Source organism: Longimycelium tulufanense (genome assembly GCF_014645795.1).
GTDB lineage: Bacteria > Actinomycetota > Actinomycetes > Mycobacteriales > Pseudonocardiaceae > Longimycelium > Longimycelium tulufanense.
This window is the reverse complement of record NZ_BMMK01000052.1, coordinates 1-20,414: the sequence shown is the minus strand read 5'-3', so window position 1 is coordinate 20,414 and position 20,414 is coordinate 1. Positions and strand designations below refer to the sequence as shown.

At 70.4% G+C, this 20,414-nt stretch carries 20 protein-coding genes and 1 tRNA gene; 2 read left to right on the top strand and 19 right to left on the bottom strand.

Features of this window, described 5'->3' with window-relative positions:
• Positions 1-176: 176 nt before the first annotated feature.
• The 15 genes from IEY55_RS29315 to IEY55_RS29245 all read right to left on the bottom strand — a co-directional run bounded on the left by IEY55_RS29315 (position 177) and on the right by IEY55_RS29245 (position 12,700).
• Positions 177-1,586: an aminopeptidase P family protein gene (locus IEY55_RS29315; RefSeq protein WP_189061823.1), complete on the bottom strand. Its 1,410-nt coding sequence runs from the start codon at positions 1,584-1,586 to the stop codon at positions 177-179.
• Positions 1,587-2,083: 497 nt separating this feature from the next.
• Positions 2,084-3,433: an FAD-dependent oxidoreductase gene (locus IEY55_RS29310; RefSeq protein ID WP_189061822.1), complete on the bottom strand. Its 1,350-nt coding sequence runs from the start codon at positions 3,431-3,433 to the stop codon at positions 2,084-2,086.
• Positions 3,430-3,696: a (2Fe-2S)-binding protein gene (locus IEY55_RS29305; protein WP_189061821.1), complete on the bottom strand. Its 267-nt coding sequence runs from the start codon at positions 3,694-3,696 to the stop codon at positions 3,430-3,432. Before IEY55_RS29305 ends, IEY55_RS29310 begins: the two co-directional genes overlap by 4 nt.
• Positions 3,687-4,865: an NAD(P)/FAD-dependent oxidoreductase gene (locus IEY55_RS29300; RefSeq protein ID WP_189061820.1), complete on the bottom strand. Its 1,179-nt coding sequence runs from the start codon at positions 4,863-4,865 to the stop codon at positions 3,687-3,689. Before IEY55_RS29300 ends, IEY55_RS29305 begins: the two co-directional genes overlap by 10 nt.
• A gap of 65 nt (positions 4,866-4,930) precedes the next feature.
• Positions 4,931-5,533 (bottom strand): helix-turn-helix domain-containing protein, encoded by a 603-nt coding sequence (locus tag IEY55_RS29295; RefSeq protein ID WP_189061819.1) that lies wholly within the window; start codon positions 5,531-5,533, stop codon positions 4,931-4,933.
• A 207-nt stretch (positions 5,534-5,740) separates the two neighbouring features.
• A complete protein-coding gene (locus IEY55_RS29290; RefSeq protein WP_189061818.1) occupies positions 5,741-6,124 on the bottom strand; it encodes a hypothetical protein in 384 nt (127 codons plus the stop codon).
• An 11-nt stretch (positions 6,125-6,135) separates the two neighbouring features.
• Positions 6,136-8,067, bottom strand: coding sequence for a DUF8508 domain-containing protein (locus tag IEY55_RS29285; protein ID WP_229686875.1), 1,932 nt, complete (start codon positions 8,065-8,067; stop codon positions 6,136-6,138).
• 1,173 nt (positions 8,068-9,240) lie between these two features.
• A tRNA-Ser gene (locus IEY55_RS29280) sits at positions 9,241-9,327 on the bottom strand.
• An 81-nt stretch (positions 9,328-9,408) separates the two neighbouring features.
• Positions 9,409-9,738, bottom strand: coding sequence for a hypothetical protein (locus IEY55_RS29275; protein WP_189061817.1), 330 nt, complete (start codon positions 9,736-9,738; stop codon positions 9,409-9,411).
• The gene (locus IEY55_RS29270; RefSeq protein WP_189061816.1) at positions 9,735-10,142 is read right to left on the bottom strand and encodes an Asp23/Gls24 family envelope stress response protein; all 408 of its coding nucleotides are present in this window, start codon (positions 10,140-10,142) and stop codon (positions 9,735-9,737) included. Before IEY55_RS29270 ends, IEY55_RS29275 begins: the two co-directional genes overlap by 4 nt.
• Positions 10,142-10,702, bottom strand: a complete 561-nt coding sequence (locus IEY55_RS29265; RefSeq protein WP_189061815.1) for an anti-sigma factor family protein — start codon at positions 10,700-10,702, stop codon at positions 10,142-10,144. The genes IEY55_RS29270 and IEY55_RS29265 overlap by 1 nt, the downstream gene beginning before the upstream one ends.
• Entirely contained in the window at positions 10,693-11,262 is a 570-nt protein-coding gene (locus IEY55_RS29260; protein ID WP_189061814.1) for an RNA polymerase sigma factor, read from the bottom strand. Before IEY55_RS29260 ends, IEY55_RS29265 begins: the two co-directional genes overlap by 10 nt.
• Before the next feature lie 179 nt (positions 11,263-11,441).
• Complete coding sequence (locus IEY55_RS29255; protein WP_189061813.1) at positions 11,442-11,657, bottom strand: CsbD family protein; 216 nt, start codon at positions 11,655-11,657, stop codon at positions 11,442-11,444.
• A gap of 81 nt (positions 11,658-11,738) precedes the next feature.
• Positions 11,739-12,215 carry a nucleoside deaminase gene (locus IEY55_RS29250; protein WP_229686874.1) on the bottom strand — a complete coding sequence of 159 codons (477 nt, stop codon included), beginning with the start codon at positions 12,213-12,215 and terminating at the stop codon, positions 11,739-11,741.
• Complete coding sequence (locus tag IEY55_RS29245; RefSeq protein WP_189061811.1) at positions 12,212-12,700, bottom strand: tRNA adenosine deaminase-associated protein; 489 nt, start codon at positions 12,698-12,700, stop codon at positions 12,212-12,214. Before IEY55_RS29245 ends, IEY55_RS29250 begins: the two co-directional genes overlap by 4 nt.
• Positions 12,701-12,780: 80 nt before the next feature.
• On the opposite strand from IEY55_RS29245, the gene IEY55_RS29240 reads away from it, so the two are divergent.
• Positions 12,781-14,013 carry a M20 metallopeptidase family protein gene (locus IEY55_RS29240; RefSeq protein WP_189061810.1) on the top strand — a complete coding sequence of 411 codons (1,233 nt, stop codon included), beginning with the start codon at positions 12,781-12,783 and terminating at the stop codon, positions 14,011-14,013.
• A gap of 41 nt (positions 14,014-14,054) precedes the next feature.
• A complete protein-coding gene (locus IEY55_RS29235) occupies positions 14,055-15,083 on the top strand; it encodes a prephenate dehydrogenase (RefSeq protein ID WP_444543304.1) in 1,029 nt (342 codons plus the stop codon).
• Positions 15,084-15,141: 58 nt separating this feature from the next.
• Here IEY55_RS29235 and IEY55_RS29230 read toward each other — a convergent pair whose 3' ends face one another.
• The 4 genes from IEY55_RS29230 to IEY55_RS29215 all read right to left on the bottom strand — a co-directional run bounded on the left by IEY55_RS29230 (position 15,142) and on the right by IEY55_RS29215 (position 20,314).
• Complete coding sequence (locus tag IEY55_RS29230; RefSeq protein ID WP_189061809.1) at positions 15,142-16,329, bottom strand: thiolase family protein; 1,188 nt, start codon at positions 16,327-16,329, stop codon at positions 15,142-15,144.
• 638 nt (positions 16,330-16,967) lie between these two features.
• Positions 16,968-17,594, bottom strand: a complete 627-nt coding sequence (locus tag IEY55_RS29225; RefSeq protein ID WP_189061808.1) for a putative glycolipid-binding domain-containing protein — start codon at positions 17,592-17,594, stop codon at positions 16,968-16,970.
• Positions 17,595-18,251: 657 nt separating this feature from the next.
• Positions 18,252-19,406, bottom strand: a complete 1,155-nt coding sequence (locus IEY55_RS29220; protein ID WP_189061807.1) for a thioester domain-containing protein — start codon at positions 19,404-19,406, stop codon at positions 18,252-18,254.
• A gap of 668 nt (positions 19,407-20,074) precedes the next feature.
• Positions 20,075-20,314 (bottom strand): hypothetical protein, encoded by a 240-nt coding sequence (locus tag IEY55_RS29215; RefSeq protein WP_189061806.1) that lies wholly within the window; start codon positions 20,312-20,314, stop codon positions 20,075-20,077.
• Positions 20,315-20,414: the final 100 nt, after the last annotated feature.

Sequence of the window (20,414 nt, the reverse complement as noted above, 5' to 3'; positions counted from 1 at the left end):
TGACGTACGGATCTCGGGTCGAGCGGAGGTCGGCGGCATCGGCCCCGGTACCGCAGGCTAACCGCGTAGCGCGACACACACGTCCGGCCACCCGCGAACCGACAACGGCCCGCAGCCCGATCCCGCCGTCACCAAACGAAAGACCGCCACGCGCCCATCTCAAAGGACGCAGCGCACTACCCACGCTGCTGCTCACGCACCCAGCACTCCACAGCCTCTGCCTCGATCGGCAAGGCGTCCGACAGCACCTCGGCACCATCCTCGGTAACGACCAGATCGTCCTCGATCCGGACGCCGATGCCGCGCAGCTCGGGCGGCACGGTCAGGTCGTGCGGGTGGAAGTAGAGCCCGGGCTCCACGGTCAACGCCATCCCCGGCTCCAAGGTGCCCGCGCGGTACTTGTCGTCGCGCGCGGCCGAGCAGTCGTGCACGTCGAGTCCGAGGAAGTGTCCCACCCCGCACACGATGTACCGACGGTGCTGCTGCCCGTCCTCCGACAACGCCTCGTCGACCGACACCGGCAGCAGGCCCCAGTCGTGGAGGCCCTCGGCCAGGACGCGGAACACGGTGAGGTGGAAGGCTGCGAAGTCGTTGCCCGGCCGCACCTCGGCCATGGCCGCCAGGTGGGACGCCAGAACGAGGTCGTAGACCTGCCGCTGGGCCGGGCTGAACTCGCCGGAGACGGGAAAGGTGCGGGTGACGTCGGCGGTGTAGAGCGTGCGCATCTCCACGCCCGCGTCGATGAGAAGCAGCCCGTTGGCCGGGACCGGCCCGTCGCACCGCGTCCAGTGCAGCACCGGGGCGTTCGGCCCGGCTGCCACGATCGAGGCGTAGCCGGGCCCGTTCCCGCTGGTACGCGCCCGCCGGTCGAAGGTTCCCTGCAGCCAGCGCTCGCCGCCACCTCGCACCGCGGCCGGCAGCTCGGCGGCGACCTCGGCGAACCCGATCACGGTCGCGTCCACGGCGGCGCGGAGCTGGGCGATCTCCCACTCGTCCTTGATCCGCCGCAGTTCGGCGAGCACCCGCCGGAGCTCCTGCCCGGAGCCGCCCTCGACCACAGCGTCGAGCACGGGTTCCACGCCCCGGGTGGCCAGCACAGCGGGCAGCCGCCCGCGCAGCGCGGCGGGCAGCTCGTCGATCTCCCGGCACCGCAACCCCAGGACGGCCGACCACTCGGCCAAACCGGGCACAGCGCCGATCCACAGCTCGCCGTCGCGGGCGTTGGCGAAGAAGTCCGGCTCGGCCGGACCGGCCGGGCGACGCAGGTACAGCACGGCCTCGTGGCCGTCGCCGGCCGGGTGCATCACCAGTACCGCGCCCTCGGCCTGGCATCCGGTCAGCCAGACGAAGTCGCTGTCGGCGCGGAACTCGTAGTCGGTGTCGTTCGAACGCACTGGCGCGCGCCCGGCGGCGACGGCGATACGTCGGCCGGGGAACGCGGCGCTGAGCCGGGCCCGGTGTGCGGCGGCCGCCTCGGCGAGCCCGGCGGGCACGTCGACGCGCCGGTCCGACTCTCCCCAGCCCTGCTTGATGTACTCACGGAAACCCTTGGCCTCGGTGACCTTGGGCAGTCGTCGCCCTGCCATCGCGTACGCTCCTCTTCTCCCGCGGCGCCGGGCGCCGCCGCTTCCCCCTCGCTAGCCAAGCACGTCGGGTCAGGCTGTCGAGAACTGGACCGTGCGAGAGGCGGGGTAGCAGGTCATGGCGGCCTTGCCCTGCATCCGATCCCCGTGGCCGGGCACCTTCTTCCCGCCGAACGCAGGTGGATGTCCACTCCGGTGGTGGGCATATTGACCTTCACCATGCCCGACTCGACATCATCCATATAGGACAGTTATTGGTCGAGGTCCGGCGCGTACGGCACCGTGACCGACCCGTAGGTCGCGTTATTGGCGGCTTGCAGGTCCTCCTCTGACCGAATTCGCGGACATGAGGGTGCGGGTCCGGTCAAAGGCCTTCTCCTGGTTGCACCGAGCATCGTGCGTCGTAGGTGTCGGGGTCGGCACGGCGACCAGCGGCCAGATCCTCGGCCTACGGCAGCGCAGGCGTCACGTTCACCCCCGCAGATCGACATGGTTCGCCGTCATCCTCCGCTCCCGTCAGGTTCGGAAGCGAGATCACCGAGCCTGATGGGCGAGGCGATCGGCCGCTTCGGGATGTCGGGAAGCCCGGTGAGTTCGGCGACGTTCCGACCACAGATCCGTCCTTGGCAGGGGCCGAGCCCGACGCGGCACAGCAGCTTCAGTGCGCGCATCCCGGCGGCACCCCGCTCGACGACGGCTGACCGCACCGCCGAAAGGGAAACCTCCTCGCACCGGCAGACGAGCGTGGTGTCCACCAGCCAGCTTTGCCAGCCGGACCGCACCGGGTGCACGGCGGCCAGCGCACGCGCGAAATCCCTCTTGCGAAGTACTTTCCTGCGGATAAGAGACACCTGCTTATCCACTATGGACGATCCAATGGACTGCGCAGCGCTGAGCCCGGCGAGCACCCCTTCGGCCGCCGCGGCGTCGGCGCCGGCGACGGCCGTAATCTCTCCCGCAGCGAACACGCCGGGTACTGAGGTGGCCTGATCACGGCCGACGACCACGACATCGCTGTCATCCAGAGCACGCTGGATACGGCAGCCCAGAGCGATGGCCAGCTCCAACTGTGGCGTGAACCCATACCCGACCGCGACGGCGTCGACTTCGACCTGCTGCTCGCTACCGGAAGCCACGGTCCAGTCATGGTTGAGCCGCGCTACCGTCACCGACTCGACTCGGTCAGCACCGTGCGCCGCGACCACCGCGCTTCTCGTGCGATAGGGAACCTTTCCCGTGCTCAGCACCTTCGCATAGTGCGCAAGTTCGCCGATCTTGCCCAGCGAACCTCGCAGCAACCAGGGCTGTAGCGCCCATCGAACAGGTGAGCCAGCCTCCAGGACGCCACGCACACGGGCCCCCACGCCCAGCAGCGATTCGGCAACCGGGAGCAGGAACGGCCCCGTACCGCTGACCACGACATTCCGTCCGACTGCCACCCGTTGTCCCTTGGCCATGGCCTGAGCCGCTCCCGCGGTGTACACGCCAGGAAGATCCCAGCCTGGGAAGGGCAGCACACGGTCGTAAGCGCCCATGGCGAGAACCAGTGCCTCACCGTCCAGCGCGATGCATGGCCGGCCCGGTGCATCGGCCGGACCGACCTGTGCGTGGAGCCGAAAGCCCTGATCGGTGCGTTCAACGGCCCAGACCCACGTCTCGGGCATCCACTTCACGCGAGGGTGATCGACGACTGCGAGCGCCCCGGTGCGTGGCGCGTCCGATGGTTGGCGGTGGTACTGGCCACCGGGGCGCGATGCGGAGTCCACCAGCACCACATCCGCCCCTACCCCGGCCGCGGACGAGGCAGCATGAATCCCAGCGGGTCCTGCACCAACCACCAGCACGGTCATGTGCCTGCCTCGGGTAACTCGGCTCCGTACTGGGTGCGGATGTCATCGCCGTCGACGACGACCCGCTGGCAGGCCCGGACATCGGGAATGCCGTTCACGATGACGAGGCAGTCGAAACACACCCCGATACCGCAGAAGAGCCCCCGCGGCCGTCCACCGTGGCGCGTGATCCGCCAACTCGTCCGCCCGTGCCCCATCAGGACCGCAGCGACGGTCTGTCCGCGCTCCGCGGTCACGGCCTGGCCGTCGACGATCACGCGCATTCCAGGGCCCTCCCTTGCAGGGCAGGGCGGTCCACCCGGAACGGTGCGGGATCCACGTGGGGCTCGGCTCCGGTCATCAGCTCGGCGACGAGCTGCCCTGTCGCCGGCGCGAGACCGATGCCGGCGCCCTCGTGCCCCGTCGCGTGCCACAGCCCTGGAACCGCTGGGTCCGCACCGATGACCGGGAGATGGTCGGGGGTATAGGGACGAAAACCGCCATAGGCACGCATCGCCGGCACACCGCGGAGTACCGGAAAGAGCGCAAGAGCCTTGCGCGCCAGGGCACGGAGCACGCGAACCTCTATCGACTCGTGGAAGCCCACTCGTTGCCGGCTCGAGCCAACGAGTACGGTGCCGGACCGGGTCGACTCCACCACCGCCGAGGTCACGAGGTCGGCCGACCCGCTCGCCACAGTTCCCACGTAGTCCGCGTCGTAGACCTTGTGCCGGACCGTCTGTGGCGGTAGGGGAGCCGTCACGAGGACAAGGCCGCGCCGCGGTTCGACGGGGAGGGAGGAACCGGCGATCTCGGCGAACCGGCCCGACCAGGGTCCACAAGCGTTGACCACGGCGCCGCACGGCAGGTCACCGTTCTTCGTACGCACGCTCGTGACCCGCGAACCTCGGTGAACGCCGAGAACCTCCACGCCGGCGCACACCTCACTTCCCCGGCGCCGTACGGCGGCGAGCAACGCGCTCGTGGCGAGAACGGGTTGAAGCTGCGCGTCTTCGGGATAATGAACAGCAGCGGCGACGCTGGGAGCGAGATGCGGTTCGAGCCCGCGAACGTCCGTGGTCACGACGGCCTCGACGCCGGCCACCCGCTGCCGTTCGGCCAACGCCAGCAACGGAGCCGCCGCGGTCTCGTCGGTGGCGACAACCAGGCCGCCCTTGGGCTCCCACTCCGCATCCGCCAGGCTCGGGCCGATCTCGTCCACCAGTTCGGCGAGGAGTCGCGGCCAGCGGCGGCACGAGGCGCGGGCCAAGTTCAGCTCCGGCCCGGGTTCCTTGTCGGAGACCAGGAGGTTGCCCTCGCCGCTACCGGTGGTGGCGGCGGCCGGGGCGCCTCGATCGCAGACTCTGACCCGTACCCCGTGCCGGGTCAACGCTTCGGCGCACGCGGCGCCAACGACGCCACCGCCGACCACGACGACGTCCGGGTAGGCCACCGCCACCACCACCGTTCATCAAAATGAACGTTACCGCCGACGTTAGGGGGCTGAGCGGGTGGGCGTCAATCCTCGTTCCGGTCGACGCACGGCCAGCCGGCCAGCGGGGTCGGCGCGTCGACCGGGTACTGCAGCAACAACACGGAGGCCACCGGACCGGAGACCGCCTCGTAGTTGTGCGGCTGGTTGGCCGGGAAGCAGAGGTAGTCGCCGGGGCCGAGTTCGAACGGCTGCTCGGGCGGTCCCACCCGGAGTCGCCCCGAGACGACCACGACGTGCTCGAAGCCGGGGTGCCCCGTCGAGCGCTGCACCTGACCCGGCCGCACCTGCTGGTCGTAGATCTCGAGCACGGTGGAGGTGATGTCCATCCGCCGGAGCATGCGCAGGTCCACCGCGTTGCTGCTGAGCACGTCCAGGCCGGCGGAGCGGACCAGCACGATGCCGGGGTCGACCCGCTCGGTGAGCAGGTCGGAGACGGGGACGTCCAGCGCGTTCGACAGACTGAACACGGTCTCGATGGTGGGATTGCCCGTGCCGGACTCGAGCTGGGACAACGTTCCCTTGGCGATACCGGAGCGCCGCGCCAGTTCGGACAACGACAACCCGCGCCGTTCGCGCAGGGCCCGGAGGTTGGAGCCCAGTACCTGGCCCGCCTGTCCCCGACTCATGGACCGGGAGGCTAGCCCAGTCGGGGGCACCCGTCCCTACTCCCGGTCATCGGAATCTCACCGGCAAGACCTGATACGGCACGTGGGTATGCCGCATCGGGGACCGGTGAGCACTAACGGTTCCCGGCCCGCCGACGTCGATGTCGCCAACCCGGTGTCCGTAGCGGAGGAGCCGCGCCATCGGAGAGTCCTCACACCCTGGCCGGATCAGCCCGGGGTGCTGCTGGCCAGCGCGCCGCCGAGCACGAACAACGCGATACCCAGGAGCAGGAGACCGGTCGTCCACCACGGTTCGCCCTGATAGCCCGACACGAGCGCGATCCCGAGTCCGAAGCCACCCATGGACGTCAACCCGTACATCGCGCGGTCGCCGATCTGGCGTCGCACGGCGGGCAGGTAGCGGACGAGGAGGATGGCCACCCACGCCACCCCGATCGCGAGCGGAACGAGGCCCACCAACTCCCCGGTGGACAGGCCATGACCGCGCCGCAGCATCAGCACCGACGGACCGTCGCTGGCCGGGGAGGCGACCACCGCCACCCCGGCCAGCATCAGCGATCCGGCGAGGATCAGCTGCGCGCGGACCCGCACGGCCTGCTCCGTCAACCGGCCAGGCCCGGTGCGGTGCCGACGGGGCGGCTCCGGGCCGCCGCCGACCACAGCCGCACCACCTGTGGGTCGTGGTCACTGGCCTGGTCGTGGAACTCGGCGTTGAGGTGCACGACATCGACCTCCGCGCGCCGCACGTTGCGGCTGACCAGGACATGGTCCAGGACCTGTGAGTTGCCCTCGAAGACGAAGGTGTACTGCTCGGCCCCGGGCAGTTCCGCCAGCGGCGAGCGCAGCACGCCGCCGTTCAGCAGCTCGTGAAGTGTTGGGGAGAAGACGTAGTCGTTGAGGTCGCCGGCGACCAGAACGGTCGCCCACGGGTCGGTTTCGGTGAGCTGGTCGACGAAGCCGCGGACCAGCTTTGCCTGCTGCACGCGCTGCACCTCGGTGACCCGGTCCGGCGGCTGGAACCGGCCGTGCATCGGCTGATCGCCGCCCTTGGACGAGAAGTGGTTGGCCACGACGAAGACCTTGCGGCCGAGGAAGACGAACTCGCCGACGAGCGGCTTGCGGCTGTCCTGCCACGCCGAGTTCTCCGGGTCGATCCGGCCCGGCGACACCGAAAGCGCGGCCTGGGCGTGCTCCCGCCGCACCTGCACCGGCGTGGTGGCATCACCACCGGGACGGTCCACAAAGGATATCCGCGACGGGTTGAACAGAAAGACCTGCCGGATGTTGCCGCCGGGCTGCCCGCCGTCCTGCTTGTCCACCGGGTCGATCTGACGCCATTGGTAGCGCGGGCCGCCCTTGGCCACGATCGCGTCGACGAACCGCTGGAGTGTCTTGTCCGCGGTAACAACGCCGTCGCTGGCCGGGCCGGAGTTGTCCTGAATCTCCTCGAGCGTCACGACGTCCGGCCGGGCGAGGTTCTCGACCACCCCACCGGCAAGGCGGTCGAACTTCTCCTGACCGTCCCTGGCCGAAAGGTTCTCCACGTTGTAGGTGGCCACGGCCAGCTCCCACGGGCACTGGGCGCGGGTCCGCTCCCGGGCCAGACCGCCCGACACATGCTCGCCCAGAACGCTCGCGCGCAACACGTAGCCGCCGAAGCGCGTGTAGTCCAGCGGTCCCTCGGTTGTGCCGCGCAGCGCGTCTCCCACGTCGGCCCTCGGGAAGGGATGCTGGTCGAACGGAATCAGTGACTCCACCTTGAGCCGGCCCGTGTTGGGGCGGTCGTAGGAGAGGTAGACGGTGCCGCCACGGGGGGTGGGGTTCTGCTGCGGCTTCGTGGTGATCCACAGCCCGTTGAAACGGTCCGTCCGACCGACGACGCGCGCGTCGAACACGCGCACCCGCATGCCCTCGAGCGACTCCCAGAAGTCCAGCGCGTGGCGGCGCGGTTCCAGGGTCAGCGGCTCGATGTTCTCACCACCGGCGTCCGGAGCCATCGCGTCGGGAACGCTTTCCGGGCCGAGCACCGCGGCCGCCGGCAGCTCGTTCCCGGAGCTGACGACCGTCCACCGGGCATCGGTGAGCTCGGTGACCGTCTGGTTCGACGAGAGCTCCGGGTCCTCGCCGCTGCGCACCGGGCGGAACTCGGCGACCGTGCCCGTCACCAGGACGGAATCGCCGGGTTGTACAGCAGGTGTCTCCCTGCTGGTGAAGACGAAAAGGCCCTCGCTGGTCCGCGGATCCGAATCCGGGTTGGGATCTTGGAACCAGAAGCCGCGCGCGCTACCGAACGCACGCACGGCCGTGACGATGCCCGGGACATCGGTCACCTGCTGGCCGGTCAAAGGGGAGAGTCGAGTCGTGCCCTGGATCTCGTGGATGCGGACGGTCGACTCGGTGCCGGAACCGTGCTGCGCGGTGATGGCCACGCTGGTCGTCGCGATAGCGGATGGCGCGACGAGCACGCTGGCGGTCAGCACGATGACCGCGGCGAGCTTCGTGCCGGTGATCCACCGGCGAGGGGTCGGACCCACCTCGTCCTCCCTGATCGTGATCGGGTCGAGGCATCGTGCCCCGAACGGGTGAACGAGGGAAGACGAATCGGCAACAGCCCGCGCCACAGATCCGTCCGTACCGCCGGCTGGCCGGCGCCGTCCCAGGCAGACAGTCCACTCTTCACGGACGAGCGTGCGCCTCGCACACCCGCGGCGTCATCCCCCCAACGGTCCTGCTTGGCAGAAAGCCTGTCAGCACGTGTCTGGAAGTGTCCGGATAGCGCAACACCAGCCGTGGGCGGGATGGAAGACGTGCGGTGGGACGGCCGAGTAGGTCAGGTCCGCTCGTCCAGGACTTTCCCCGCGCTGTCCCGGGAGTGCCGCCTTCCAACAACCACTGCCGCTACCTCACAGAGCGCACGCGACGCACCGCGTCCTCGGTTGTGCTGGTGGAAGGAGGGACGTATTCGGGACAGCACGGCGGGTAAGCCGGGCGTCCACCATCGCTCGCGATCAAGGTGACACAGTCAAGATCGGTTCACGGCGCTTCAGGCGCGTTCCCCACCGCCGGGCAGGTTGTTCGGGCGGTCGAACCCGGGGCGGCCAGCCGTCGGGGACTGGGAAACACTGGGCCGGCGACGTCAGGAGGACGCCACGGCGGACGAATCGACGGAACGCAAGATCTGCGTATCTGTCCTGCTCAGCCAGGGACGTCGAGGCATCCAGCCTAGGAGTCACCGCCTGCCGGGACCCGGAACCTCGCCACCGGCACCTTCCGCAGGCACCCCTGACCAACGCCACAGACCCAAGTCGAGATCAACTGATCCGACCCGCGGCGCGCGGAAACACGGACGCACGCAGCCTGCGTGATCGCTGAGCTGAGCAGTGTCGACGTCACGCCGACACCGACAGTCCCGCTGGCGTTACTCCGCGCCGGCGCACAACCGCGATTGCGGTCCGCGGGCTAGGTACCGGTGCCGGTGGCGGAGAACCGCCACCTCTTAGCGAGCCACCAGTACGGTGACCACTTACCTTCGCCGGGTTGACAGCAACCACGCGCCCCTGGCGACAGCCCTCGCGCCGACCCGGTGAACCTTTCTGGACACCGCGCTGGCCGACCTCATCCGAGCCACCACACGACAGGGAGCCGGACCCGGCCCACAGAGCAAGAACGCCGGTCACCCCATCAGAGGCAACCGGCGTTCTTCACTGCGGTAGCGGTGGGATTTGAACCCACGGAGGGCGTGAACCCTCACGCGCTTTCGAGGCGCGCTCCTTAGGCCGCTCGGACACGCTACCGCCGACCAGGGTAACTGACGGGCGTCCTCGCCCCGGCCGTCACCCCCTCCCCGACCGGCAAGTGGGGTGAACGCCACACGATCACACCGGGGCGGCCCGCTCGTCCGCGTCTCCCCGGGCGTCCGCATCCGGGCTGCGCTCCACCACGTCAACCACGTGCAGCTCTACCTCGATGCCCAGGGCATCCACCAGCTCGCGCCGGGCCGCCAGCAGCCGGGGCAGGGCCGGCAGCGCGTCGCTGTGCACCACGACATCGACATCCACCCGCTCCGAGGTGACCGACAACCACGGCTCGTCCACGCCGGGCAGCTTGGTGATCGGCGCGGCCTCGGCCACGGCCGGGTGCAGCCCGCCGACCCGTTCCAGCACGGCCCGCACCAGATCCGGGTCCACCTCGTCTCGCCCGGTCACCGCGCCGCCTCCGGCGGGATCAACGCCACGTCCACCACGCTCACCTCGACCCGGTCCGCACGCACTCCCAGCTGCCGCTCCAGGGCGTCCCGGGTCGCCCCGGCCACGTCGGCGGCGACCTCCCGGGCGCAACGACCCCCCACGGACAACGCCACCCGAACCGCCACCGAGTGCCCGCCGGGGCAGACCTCCACCCGCACCCCGTCGACCGGGTCGGCAGCCTCGCGGCCGGTGGCCGCGTCGGCGACCCGCCGGCCCAACTCGGCAACCAGGCCGACCAGGGTGGGCTCCAGGCTCACCACCCCGCCGACCCCCCGGGTTGCCGAGGCGGCGACCCGGGCCACCGCCCGGGGCTCCACCAGCACACCCTCGGCGACCCGCACCGCACCATCACCCCCCGGCATCACGGGTTCTCCCCCCGCACCAGATCCAGCCGCAGCTCCCGCAGCCGCAGCCCGACGTGCGCCGCGAGCACCGAGCCGATGCGACGACGCAGCCCGTCCAGGTCGGGTTCTGTCTCGCCGAACGCCACCACCTCGACCGTCACGTCCAGGACATCGACCGTCCCGGCGGCCGGCTGAACCCGGCAGCGCCGGGCCCGCAACCGACCACCGGGTGCGGTGTCCACGGCGAACCGCACCACCGCGGCCACCGCGGCGGTGGAGACGTGCGCCGGGTCCGGCCCGACCACCAGCGGGACGGTGGCCCCACGGCGGGCCTCCGTGCGCACCACCCGCATGATCCGCTCCAGCAGGCCGGGCGGGGCGGTGACCTCCTCGTGGGCCAGGTCCCGGGTCGCGGCGTCCAACGCGCGCAGGCCCTCCAGCGCGGTCCGGCAGTGCGGGCAGGACGAGACGTGCTCGTCCGGCGCGGCCCCGGACCGGACCTGCTCCCACAACGCGTCCACGTTGCGGCCACAGGGCAACCGGCCGGGTCGCGCGAGCCGGCCGCGGTTCAGCGCCACGCCCGCATCACCTCCGCCAACCTCGCCCTGGCCCGGGAGAGCCGGCCCCGCACCGCCTGCTCGCTGCTGCCGACGACAGCGGCGATCTCGGCGTAGGACAACCCGTCGACCTCGGCGAGCAGCCACACCGCCCGCTGGGACGGGGGCAACCCTGCCAGGGCGCGACGCAGCGCCTCGACACCGGCCCCCGCCTCGGCGAGCCGGGCTGGGTCACCGGCAGCGGTGCCAACCCCGACCGCGGTGCCGGCGGTCTCGGGTAGCGCCTCCACCGGGTCGGTGCGGCGGTCCCGCCGCCTGCGCAGCACACCGAGACACTGTCGGTGGGCGATGCGGAACAGCCAGGTGCGTACCGCGCCGGGGTCGGCGAGCTCGGCCATGCGACGCCAGGCGGTGACGAAGACCTCCTGGGCGATGTCCTCCGCCTCGCCCCGGTCGCCCACCATGCGCAGGGCCAGCCCGAACACCCGGTCGGAGTACCTGCGGAGCAGCATCTCGAAGGCGGCGACATCACCGTCGGCGGCCCTGATGGCCAGGGTGCCGTCATCGACGTCCGCCGTCACCGGCCCCCCACCGGCCACTCGGTTCCCCCCTTCACCCCGTGTCGCCCGACGGGTCCGCCCGGCCGGGCGCGGCGCTGTGGAAAGCGGCGCGTGCCGTCAGTGCCGGAGCGGATCCATCGTGGCAGTGGTGGGTGGGGGCCGCAGGGCGAAAGTCATACGCCCGAACGGAGTAGTCGGGATCAGTGCTCGTCGTCGGTGAGCCGGTCCTTGACGTCCTGGACGGCCCCGGCGGCCTTGTCCCGTAGGTCGTGCCCGGCCTCCTTGGCCTCGCCGGTGAGCTGGTCCCGCTTGCCCGCGTTCTCCAGCTCCTCGTTCCCGGTCACCTGGCCGAGCTTCTCCTTGGCCTGGCCGACGGCCTGCTCCAGCTTGTCCTTGGCCTTGTCGAAGGTGCCCATGCCAACTCCCCTCTCGGTTGTCGTTCGTTCCGGGACAGGGATGTCTCCGGAGCCCACGCCCTCATGAGGGTGTGGCGCGCGTCACTCGGGGCGGTGATCGGCGAAAAAGTCGTCGAGCAGGGTGGCGCACTCCGCGGCGAGCACCCCGCCGACCACCTCGGGGCGGTGGTTCAGCCGGCGGTCGCGGACCACGTCCCACAGCGACCCCACCGCGCCGGTGCGGGGCTCCCAGGCACCGAACACGACCCGGGCCACCCGGGCGAGCACCAGGGCACCGGCGCACATCGTGCACGGCTCGACCGTGACCGCCAGGGTGCAGCCGTCGAGCCGCCAGCCGTCGCCGTGGACGGCAGCGGCCCGCCGCAGGGCCAGGATCTCGGCGTGTGCGGTGGGGTCGGCGAGCGCTTCCCTGGCGTTGCAGGCGCTGGCGAGCACGTGCCCGTCCGGGTCGACGACCACCGCACCGATCGGCACGTCGCCGGTGGCGGGGGCGCGGCGGGCGGCCTCGATCGCGGCGCGGACGAGCTCGGTGTCGGTGCTGGAGTGGTGCCCGGTCACGCGCCCATCTTCGCCATCAGCGCGCCGAGTTGGTCGGCGAACCCGCACCGCTGCGCGATCATCCGCAGTTGCTCGTCGGGATAGAGGTCGGGCTCGGCCACGATCACGTCGAGTTCGCCGTCCGGCAGCCCGAGATCGGCCAGGATGGCCAGGTCGCCCTCGGGCCACACCTCGTCCTCATCCTCGTCCGGCGGATCCACCCGGAGCAGGTCGAGGACGTCGGCGGCGATGTCGTAGTCGAGGGCCGCGCTGCTGTCGGACAGGAACAGCTCGATCCCGCCCGGCGAGGGGCGGGCGATAACGAAGAACTCGTCGTCCACGTTGAGCAGGCCGAAAACCGCGCCGGTCGATCGGATGCGACGAAGCGCGGTGATGCTCGCGTCGAGGCTGGCGAGCACCTCCGGATCCATCTGCTCGCACCGCCAGTGCCCGTCCTCACGCACCACCGCGACGGCGAAGCCGCCGACGGGGTCCTCCACCGCCATACTCACCACCGTAAGCCGCAGGAACGTGACCCGGAAGCACTATCGCTAGCCGGGGGTGTCACAGTGCGAGGATCGACGGCATGACTTCGCCGTTGCCCGGCACGACCGATCGCGTGGACCCCCAGCTCGAGGGCCTGGTGGCGGAGGCGCGGGCACTGCAGCCACGGACCGTGGCACTACGCCGCGAGCTACACCGCCGCCCCGAACAGGGGCTCCGTCTCCCGGCCACCCAGGCGGCCGTCCTGCGGTACCTCTCCGACCTACCGCTGCAGGTACGCCAGGGCCAGTCGGTCAGCTCGGTCGTGGCCGTGCTGGAGGGCGCCCGCCCCGGGCCGACCGTGTTGTTGCGCGGCGACATGGACGCACTGCCGCTCACCGAGAACACCGGCCTGGAGTTCGCCTCGGAGGTGCCCGGCACGATGCACGCCTGCGGTCACGACATGCACGTGGCGATGCTGGCGTCCGCGGCGCGGCTGTTGTGCATGCGGCGCGAGCAGCTCGCCGGCCAGGTCGTGTTCATGTTCCAGCCCGGCGAGGAGGGTCACCACGGCGCCCGGTACATGCTCGACGAGGGCCTGCTGGACGTGACCGGGGAGAAGCCGGCCAAGGCGTTGGCTCTGCACGTCACGTCCACACTGCGCTCCGGGCTCGTGCAGTGCCGGCCGGGCCCGATGCTGGCTTCTTCGGACGTGCTGCGGGTGACGGTTCGCGGCCGCGGCGGGCATGCCTCGGCACCGCACCACGCGCTCGACCCCGTGCCGGCCGCCGCCGCGACGGTGGGGGCGCTGCAGACGATGGTGACCAGGCGGATCAGCGTGTTCGACCCGGTGGTGGTGACCATCGCGCACATCAGCGCGGGCACGACCAGCAATGTCATCCCGGAGACGGCGTTCCTCGAGGGCACGATCCGCACACTTTCCGAGCAAACCAGGACAAAAGCGCACGAAGCGGTCCGCCGCGTCTGCGAGAACGTGGCCGAGGCACACGGCTGCACGGCCGACATCAACATCACGTTGGGCTACCCGGTCACGCTCAACGACGACGTGATCGGCCCGGGCGTGGTCGACCTCGCCGGCTACGTGCTCGGGGCGCAGCATGCGGCACCGATGTCGGACCCGATCATGGGTGCGGAGGATTTCTCGTACGTGCTCCAGGAAGTTCCGGGCGCGCTGGCGTTCATTGGCGCCTGCCCGCCGCGGCAGGATCCGGATACCGCCGCACCCAACCACTCGAACCGGGTAGTGTTCGACGAAGCGGCGATGGTGCACGGGGTGGCCGTCTACGCCGCCTTCGCCCTCGACGCACTTCGGTGAAACCAGGCCCACGGCTGGAGATCACGGGCGGAGACGGCAGGATGGGTGCTGTGCGGCCGGTATGCGTGCTCGGGTTGGGGTTGATCGGCGGCTCGGTGCTGCGGGCGGCGGACGCCGCCGGTTATCCCGTGTGGGGCGCGACCGAGTCCGCGCTGGACGCCGATGCGGCACGCGCCGAGGGATTCTCGGTCGAGCCTTCGGTGGCCGACGCGGTGCGGCGGGCAGCATCGACGGATGCGTTGGTGGTGCTGGCCGTGCCGTTGCCGGCGGTCGAACCGGTGCTGCGCGAGATCGCCGCGCTGGCGCCGGAATGCCGGCTGACGGACGTGGTGAGCGTCAAGGGACCGGTTGTGGATGCGGTTTCCCGGCTGTTGCCCCGCGCTCGCTACGCCGGTGGGCACCCGATGGCCGGTCTTTCCGCGTCGGGCTGGGCAGCCAGCGACGCCGAACTCTTCCAGGACGCGGCGTGGGTCGTGACCGCCGACGTGGAGGAGTCCGAAGAGGACGGTGCGGTCTCGGCCACCGATCCAACGCTGTGGCGCGAGGTTGCGCGGCTGGCACTCGACTGCGGCGGGCAGGTGGTGCCGGCCACCGCGGCCGAGCACGACGCGGCGGTGGCGCGCGTGTCCCACCTGCCGCACATGATGGCCGCGGTGCTGGCGGCGGTGGGTGCCGACGGCGGCCCGCTGGCGTTGACGCTGGGGGCGGGCTCGTTCCGGGACGGCACCCGCGTCATGGCGTCACGACCGGAACTGGTCCGCGCCATGTGCGAGGGGAACCGGCAGGCGTTGCTGGACGCCGTGGACGACGCGTTGGGCCGGCTGGGTGCGGCGCGCGGGGCGCTGGCCTCCACCGGTTCGGTCGCCGCCACCGTCCAGGCCGGGCACTCCGCTCGCCTGGCCTGGGAACGGTTGACCGGCCCGCGCGAGGAAGGCGTCACCGAGGTGCCCGTCACCAACCTCGCCAGGCTGGTGGCTCTGGGGCGTGCTGGTGGCCGGGTCATCGACCTGACCGACCGGACCGCCATGGTGCGGATGCCGCAGCCGCCGTCGTCCGCCAGCGGGGTCTGAGCAACGCCTGCCTGTCGCTTTCGGGCGCGGTGCGGCTAGGCGTTCGCGGTCGTGACGTTCATACCCGGACGGCGACGGCCATGCCCTGACCGACGCCGACACACGCCGTGGCGATGCCGAGGCCACCACCGCGGGACCGTAGGTGCCGACACAGGTCCACGACCACCCGCGGCATCGACGCCCCCAGCGGATGGCCGTACGCCAGCGCCCCACCGTGGACATTGACCCGGTTGGGGTCCACCTCCGGGAGGTGGTGCAGAACGGAGAGGACCATCGCCGCGAACGCCTCGTTGATCTCCCACAGGTCGACGTCGCCGGCCGAGAGGCCCAGCCGGGTCAGCAGCCGGCGCACCGCCGGCACCGGGGCGAGGGTGAACCGGTCCGGGTCGGTCGCGGCCACGGCGCCGCCCAGCACCTCTCCCAGGGGCGCCACCTCGAGGTCGCCGGCCACCTGCTCGGTGCCGACCAGGATCGCGACCGCGCCATCGTTGAGCGGAGACGAGTTGCCGGCGGTGACCGTGCCGTCGGGGGAGAACGCCGGTTTCAGCTTGGCCAGCTTCTCCGGGCTGGTGTCCGCCCGGATCGACTCGTCGCGGCGCACGGTCCCGCCGTCCGCGACGCGTACCGGGAACGCGAAGCCGTCGTGCACGCCGGCGTCCCAGGCGGCGGCCGCCCGCCGGTGGGAGCGCAGCGCGTAGTTGTCCATCTCCTCGCGGGTCAGGCCGAGCTCGTGGGCCGCCTGCTCGGCGGCCCGGCCGAGCGGGACCACCCACTCCTCGGGCATCCGTGGGTTCACCAGCCGCCAGCCGAGCGCCGTCGGCACGATCTCCATGCGTTCCGGCAAAACCCGCTCCGGCCGGGGCAGCACGAACGGGGCTCGGCTCATCCCCTCCACCCCGCCCGCGATGACGAGCTCGGCGTCGCCCACCACCAGCGTGCGGAACGCCTGAACCACGGCCTCGCCACCGGCCGCGCACAGTCGGTTCACGGTGACCCCGGGGACGCTGGTGGGGAGTCCGGCCAGCAGGGCGGCCATCCGGGCCACGTTGCGGTTCTCCTCGCCGGCGCCGTTGGTGTTGCCGTAGATGACGTCCTCGATCCGGGCGGGGTCGAGCCGACCCTCGTGTCGTCGCAGTAGCTCGACGATCGGCAGGGTGGCCAGGTCGTCCACCCGGATGCCGGACAACCCGCCCCGGTAGCGGCCGAACGGGGTGCGGGCGGCGTCCAGGACCAGTGCGCGTGGCATGACACTCATCTTGCCCACAAGGCTCGTCCTGTCACATCCGATGTTCGGCCGTTGACAACGCCGGCCTAACAGCGTCCTCACCGGCTGCGCCGAGATCGGCGGGCAGCGGGCGCGGGTTGGCCCGGGGCTGCCGACTCACTCGGATGGGAGGGCCAAACCCTTCGTGCCGACGACCACGCCCCAAGCCGGCCCCTCCACCAGCTGCCGACGCCGAGTGGAGACCATCGGCCGGGCTCCGGAGCTGGGGCCGGGAACTGGCGCACACGCTGTCGGCGACCATAACTTCTGATCCGACTCCAACCGCTCGCAAGCCGGGACCCTGCTCAGCGGCCAGGGTTACCCCGCGAGAGCGGTCCTCCCAGCCCCGCTCCGCAGGCGCCGTCCCCTGGCGTGGTAACCACTTACCTTCGCCGGGTCGACATCACCCAAGCCCCTGACGACGGCACTCGCGCCGGTCCGGTGAACCTCTCTGGACACCGCGCTGGGCGCACCCACAACCAGCACAGCCGCCCCGGACGGTGGCCCCTTCCGGCGGCATCACCCGGCACCCAGCGTCGTCGCCCTCACCGACAGCCACGCATCCCGGTTTTCGACCCAGCGAACGCGTCCCACCGGCGCAGCGACGACCCCATACATTCTCAGACGCGATGGGCCACGCCCGGGTAGTCGGCAACGATGCCGTCAGCATCAACCGTGATGTCGGCGGTGAAGGCATCCGAGCGGAAGTTCACCACCGCCCCAGCCCCAGAGACCGAGACCGTGCGGTAGGTCTGCCGCACCACCCCGAGCGTCAACTCCGGCAGGGACACCCATACCACCGGCAACTCGAACTCCGCCGCTTCCCGGTGTAGGCCCAGCCGGCGGATCGGGAGCGCGTTGAACAGGATGCTGTCCTGCACGTCCACGTCGAGCGCACCGGCGGCGTCGATCCGTTCGACCGCGCCGTTGCCCCGGTCGACGAGCCAGAAGTCGTCGGCACGGCTGAGCGAGAGCTGGCGGTCCCCGGCTGCGCTGCTCGTGGCCAGCACGAGGCGTTGGGTGGCGCCGGACTCATCGACGGTGAGCTCGTAGGACATGCTGTAGGCCGCGGGCGGCCCGGCAGCCACCGCGCGTCCGAACGCGCGAAGCCGCGCGACCCCGTTGAGCACGAGCCGTGCCGACTCCAGTCGCGGCGCGCCGGCGGCCTGCCACGTTGCGAAGACCGGCCGGCGACCGTTGGTCGCGGCCGCCTGCATCCCCCAGTCGAGTGAAACTCGATCAGGCAAGTTCCGCACGGTCACTCCCCACCCGGGACGGGGCCTGCCGACCTCGGGCACAACCCCGATCGCCCCGTTGTTCGTCGCCGAGCCACCACCTGCAGCTCGCCGAGTTTCCGCACTCCTACCTGGACCTGATCCCCGTGTTCCGGGAGAGGCCCGGCCGCAGTCCGCCGTCGCCCGGCGACGCCCATGAGACCCCTCCCGACACGTCTCGATGCTCCAACACCAACACCTCGATGCTCCAACACCAACACGCAGGGTACCCAGCACAAGCTATTACCATGGGCACTTAACCCGATCCCGCTAACACATCACAACTTTTAGTAATCAGCTCATCGGGAACCACTGGGAACGACGCATCTGCCCGACCCTGATTTCGAACAGAGATTCGACAGCGGTGCAACACCCCGGCCCGATCCAAGGTCATTTCTTCGGCGTAGCCGAGGCCGCTTCGACCTCATGAGGTCAACCGCCAGGCGGGGAGAATCATCAAATGCCACGCTACTCCCATCGAGGTACACCTCTTGACAAGAAGCAATGCGCATTTCGGTAACGGAGTCGAGCGCGGACGTCGTGGTTGATGCGCGGGACCGACGCAATACGAAGGGGCCGTCCCGCGGACGCGGGACGGCCCCTTCCCTGTCGGGGGCGCTCAGACCGTCATCATGCCTTGCTGCGACGGCGGCGCTGTAGGACTAGCGCGGTGACGCCAGCGCCGACCAGAACGATGCCGATGCCGATGGCACCGAGCACCGAGGCGCCGGTGTTCGCGAGGTTGTCGTTCTTGGCCGCCGGAACCGGAGCCGGTTGCGTGGTTGTGGGCCCTGGCACGTTGCTGTCACTGGGGGCCGGGACGCTCGTCGTCGGCTGTGGCGTCGTCGTGGTGGCCGACGATGTGGGCGTGATGGGCTTCGTCGTCCAGCTGACCTCGACCTGGTCGGAGTTCTTCTGCTTCGTGCTCTGGGCCGTGATGAGGGTCTGCGTACCCTTACCGACGAAGAGGCGACCCGTGTGGACGACGGACTCGGCCTCAACCTCGACAGTGGCCTTGCCAGCCTCGGCCTTCTCCGGGGGCAGCACGAAGAACTTGGTGCCGTCGGTGGCCTTCGCGAGCGGGTTGCCGTCCGCGTCGACGACCTTCACGCCGTCCGGGCCCTTGAGCTGCAGGGCCACGTCGCCCGTGGCGGTGGTCCTCACGGTGAACGGACCGATCTTCTCGCCGGCGACGCCCTTGCCCGTCTTCGGCTCGATCTGCAGTGAGGGCGTGGGCTCTTCCTTCTGGCCCACGTTCTTGTCGCCGGTCAGGTACCCGTAGAGCTTCTTGACATCGGTGTTGCTCTCCTTCTCGGAAAGCTTGGCGCCGTTGCTGAAGTGCCAGATCGCCGCCTGCGTACCGGCGATGGCCTCACCCTCGCTCAGGTGCTCGATCCCCGCGGCCTCGCCGACCTTCTCCAGCCCCGTGGAGGGGTAGGAGTGGTTCAGGATCCAGAGCACCTTGTCGGGCTTGGACTTGAAGTCCTTCGTGCTGTCCGGGTAGTCCGCCCAGGGCGCTTCCCGCATGGGCGCGCGGTCTACGGCGTTGACGTCCAGCTCGACGCAGTAGGTCTTGAGCTTGGTGCCGTCGGACAGCGTGAGGTTGATCAGGGTGGTCGGTGCCTTGCCACGACCCTCGAGCAGCACCTCGGGACCCCTGATCGAACCGCCGTGGTCAACCTCGCCCGTCGCCTCGGCCGAGGCCGGCAGCGCGGTGGCCACCATTGCCATGGCGGCACCGGCTAAGGCGACGCCGAAGCGGGCTCTGAGCAGCTTAGATGCCATTTCTCTCCTTCCCACCTGGGGGAGCAGCGGGTTCAGGAACGTCGGATGGGGCGGCACTAGCTGTGTGCTCGAACAGCCGCATCCGCCCGGCCAGATGTCGGCGCGGTGCCGCAATATTAGCCCGAATAGGCTAATGCGAGCCCTCCGCTACCGCATCCACGAGCGAATGCGCCGAAACACTACTCGTTCCGGCTATACCTCGTCACACAGGGGGGTGGTTTCTGCTATTGAAACGGCGATCACCTGCGGTTTTGCTACGTAACGTCAGCATTCTGATGATCAACACCACCGGAACGTGAGAAGAGGTTGTCACGCGAACGATATTCGCCCGACCAGGACGTATAGAGCGCCCCTCCGTCACGAGTCTCCACGGTCCCTGTGCTCCTGCGCAGCCATTACGGTTGCTGGACGAGAGGCCCCGCCCGCGGGGGACTCGCCGCGCAGACCCTCTCGCCGGCGCGGTTTCCCGATGCCCCGGTGCCGGCCCTTCGGGGCCGTCCTCGACCTTCGCCTTCTGCCCCTGCTGCCCGCCGCGGCTGTGCCACCCGTTCCTACGGCGAAACGCAACTGGCGCTGCGGGGGGCACTGTGACGAGCCGTGCCGACCACCACACGGCTCGCGATCGGACCGGTGAGCCGACATCACCGGATCGGTGAGCGGTCAGCCGGCTACCGATCGGCCACCCTGGTCAGGTGACACCACATGAGCGCCGCCGTCATCGCCAGCTTTCCGAGCAATACGCCGGCTGGGCGGAGGACGCCCTCCGGGCCGCCGACAACGAACGTAAGGATGCCGCCCGCTCCGCTCTCCTCCAGCGAGCCACCGCCGACGCGTTGCTCGCCATCTACCACGAACTCCGGCACGACCGTGACCAGCACGGGCTCGCTGACGATCGGTTCGGCTCCCACGGCGCGCGGACCTCGGAAATCCTTCCGCCACACAATCCCGACCGGGGCGCCCCCGGCAAGCCCCCTGAAGGGCCTCGCTGACCGGCGCACCCGCCCCGGC

Coding starts and splice junctions, on each gene's coding strand:
- IEY55_RS29315 (WP_189061823.1), bottom strand. CDS start 1,586: ATGGCAGGGCGACGACTGCCCAAGGTCACCGAGGCCAAGGGTTTCCGT.
- IEY55_RS29310 (WP_189061822.1), bottom strand. CDS start 3,433: ATGACCGTGCTGGTGGTTGGTGCAGGACCCGCTGGGATTCATGCTGCC.
- IEY55_RS29305 (WP_189061821.1), bottom strand. CDS start 3,696: ATGCGCGTGATCGTCGACGGCCAGGCCGTGACCGCGGAGCGCGGACAG.
- IEY55_RS29295 (WP_189061819.1), bottom strand. CDS start 5,533: ATGAGTCGGGGACAGGCGGGCCAGGTACTGGGCTCCAACCTCCGGGCC.
- IEY55_RS29270 (WP_189061816.1), bottom strand. CDS start 10,142: ATGCCGGGGGGTGATGGTGCGGTGCGGGTCGCCGAGGGTGTGCTGGTG.
- IEY55_RS29255 (WP_189061813.1), bottom strand. CDS start 11,657: ATGGGCACCTTCGACAAGGCCAAGGACAAGCTGGAGCAGGCCGTCGGC.
- IEY55_RS29245 (WP_189061811.1), bottom strand. CDS start 12,700: ATGGCGGTGGAGGACCCCGTCGGCGGCTTCGCCGTCGCGGTGGTGCGT.
- IEY55_RS29240 (WP_189061810.1), top strand. CDS start 12,781: ATGACTTCGCCGTTGCCCGGCACGACCGATCGCGTGGACCCCCAGCTC.
- IEY55_RS29235 (WP_444543304.1), top strand. CDS start 14,055: ATGGGTGCTGTGCGGCCGGTATGCGTGCTCGGGTTGGGGTTGATCGGC.
- IEY55_RS29230 (WP_189061809.1), bottom strand. CDS start 16,329: ATGCCACGCGCACTGGTCCTGGACGCCGCCCGCACCCCGTTCGGCCGC.
- IEY55_RS29220 (WP_189061807.1), bottom strand. CDS start 19,406: ATGGCATCTAAGCTGCTCAGAGCCCGCTTCGGCGTCGCCTTAGCCGGT.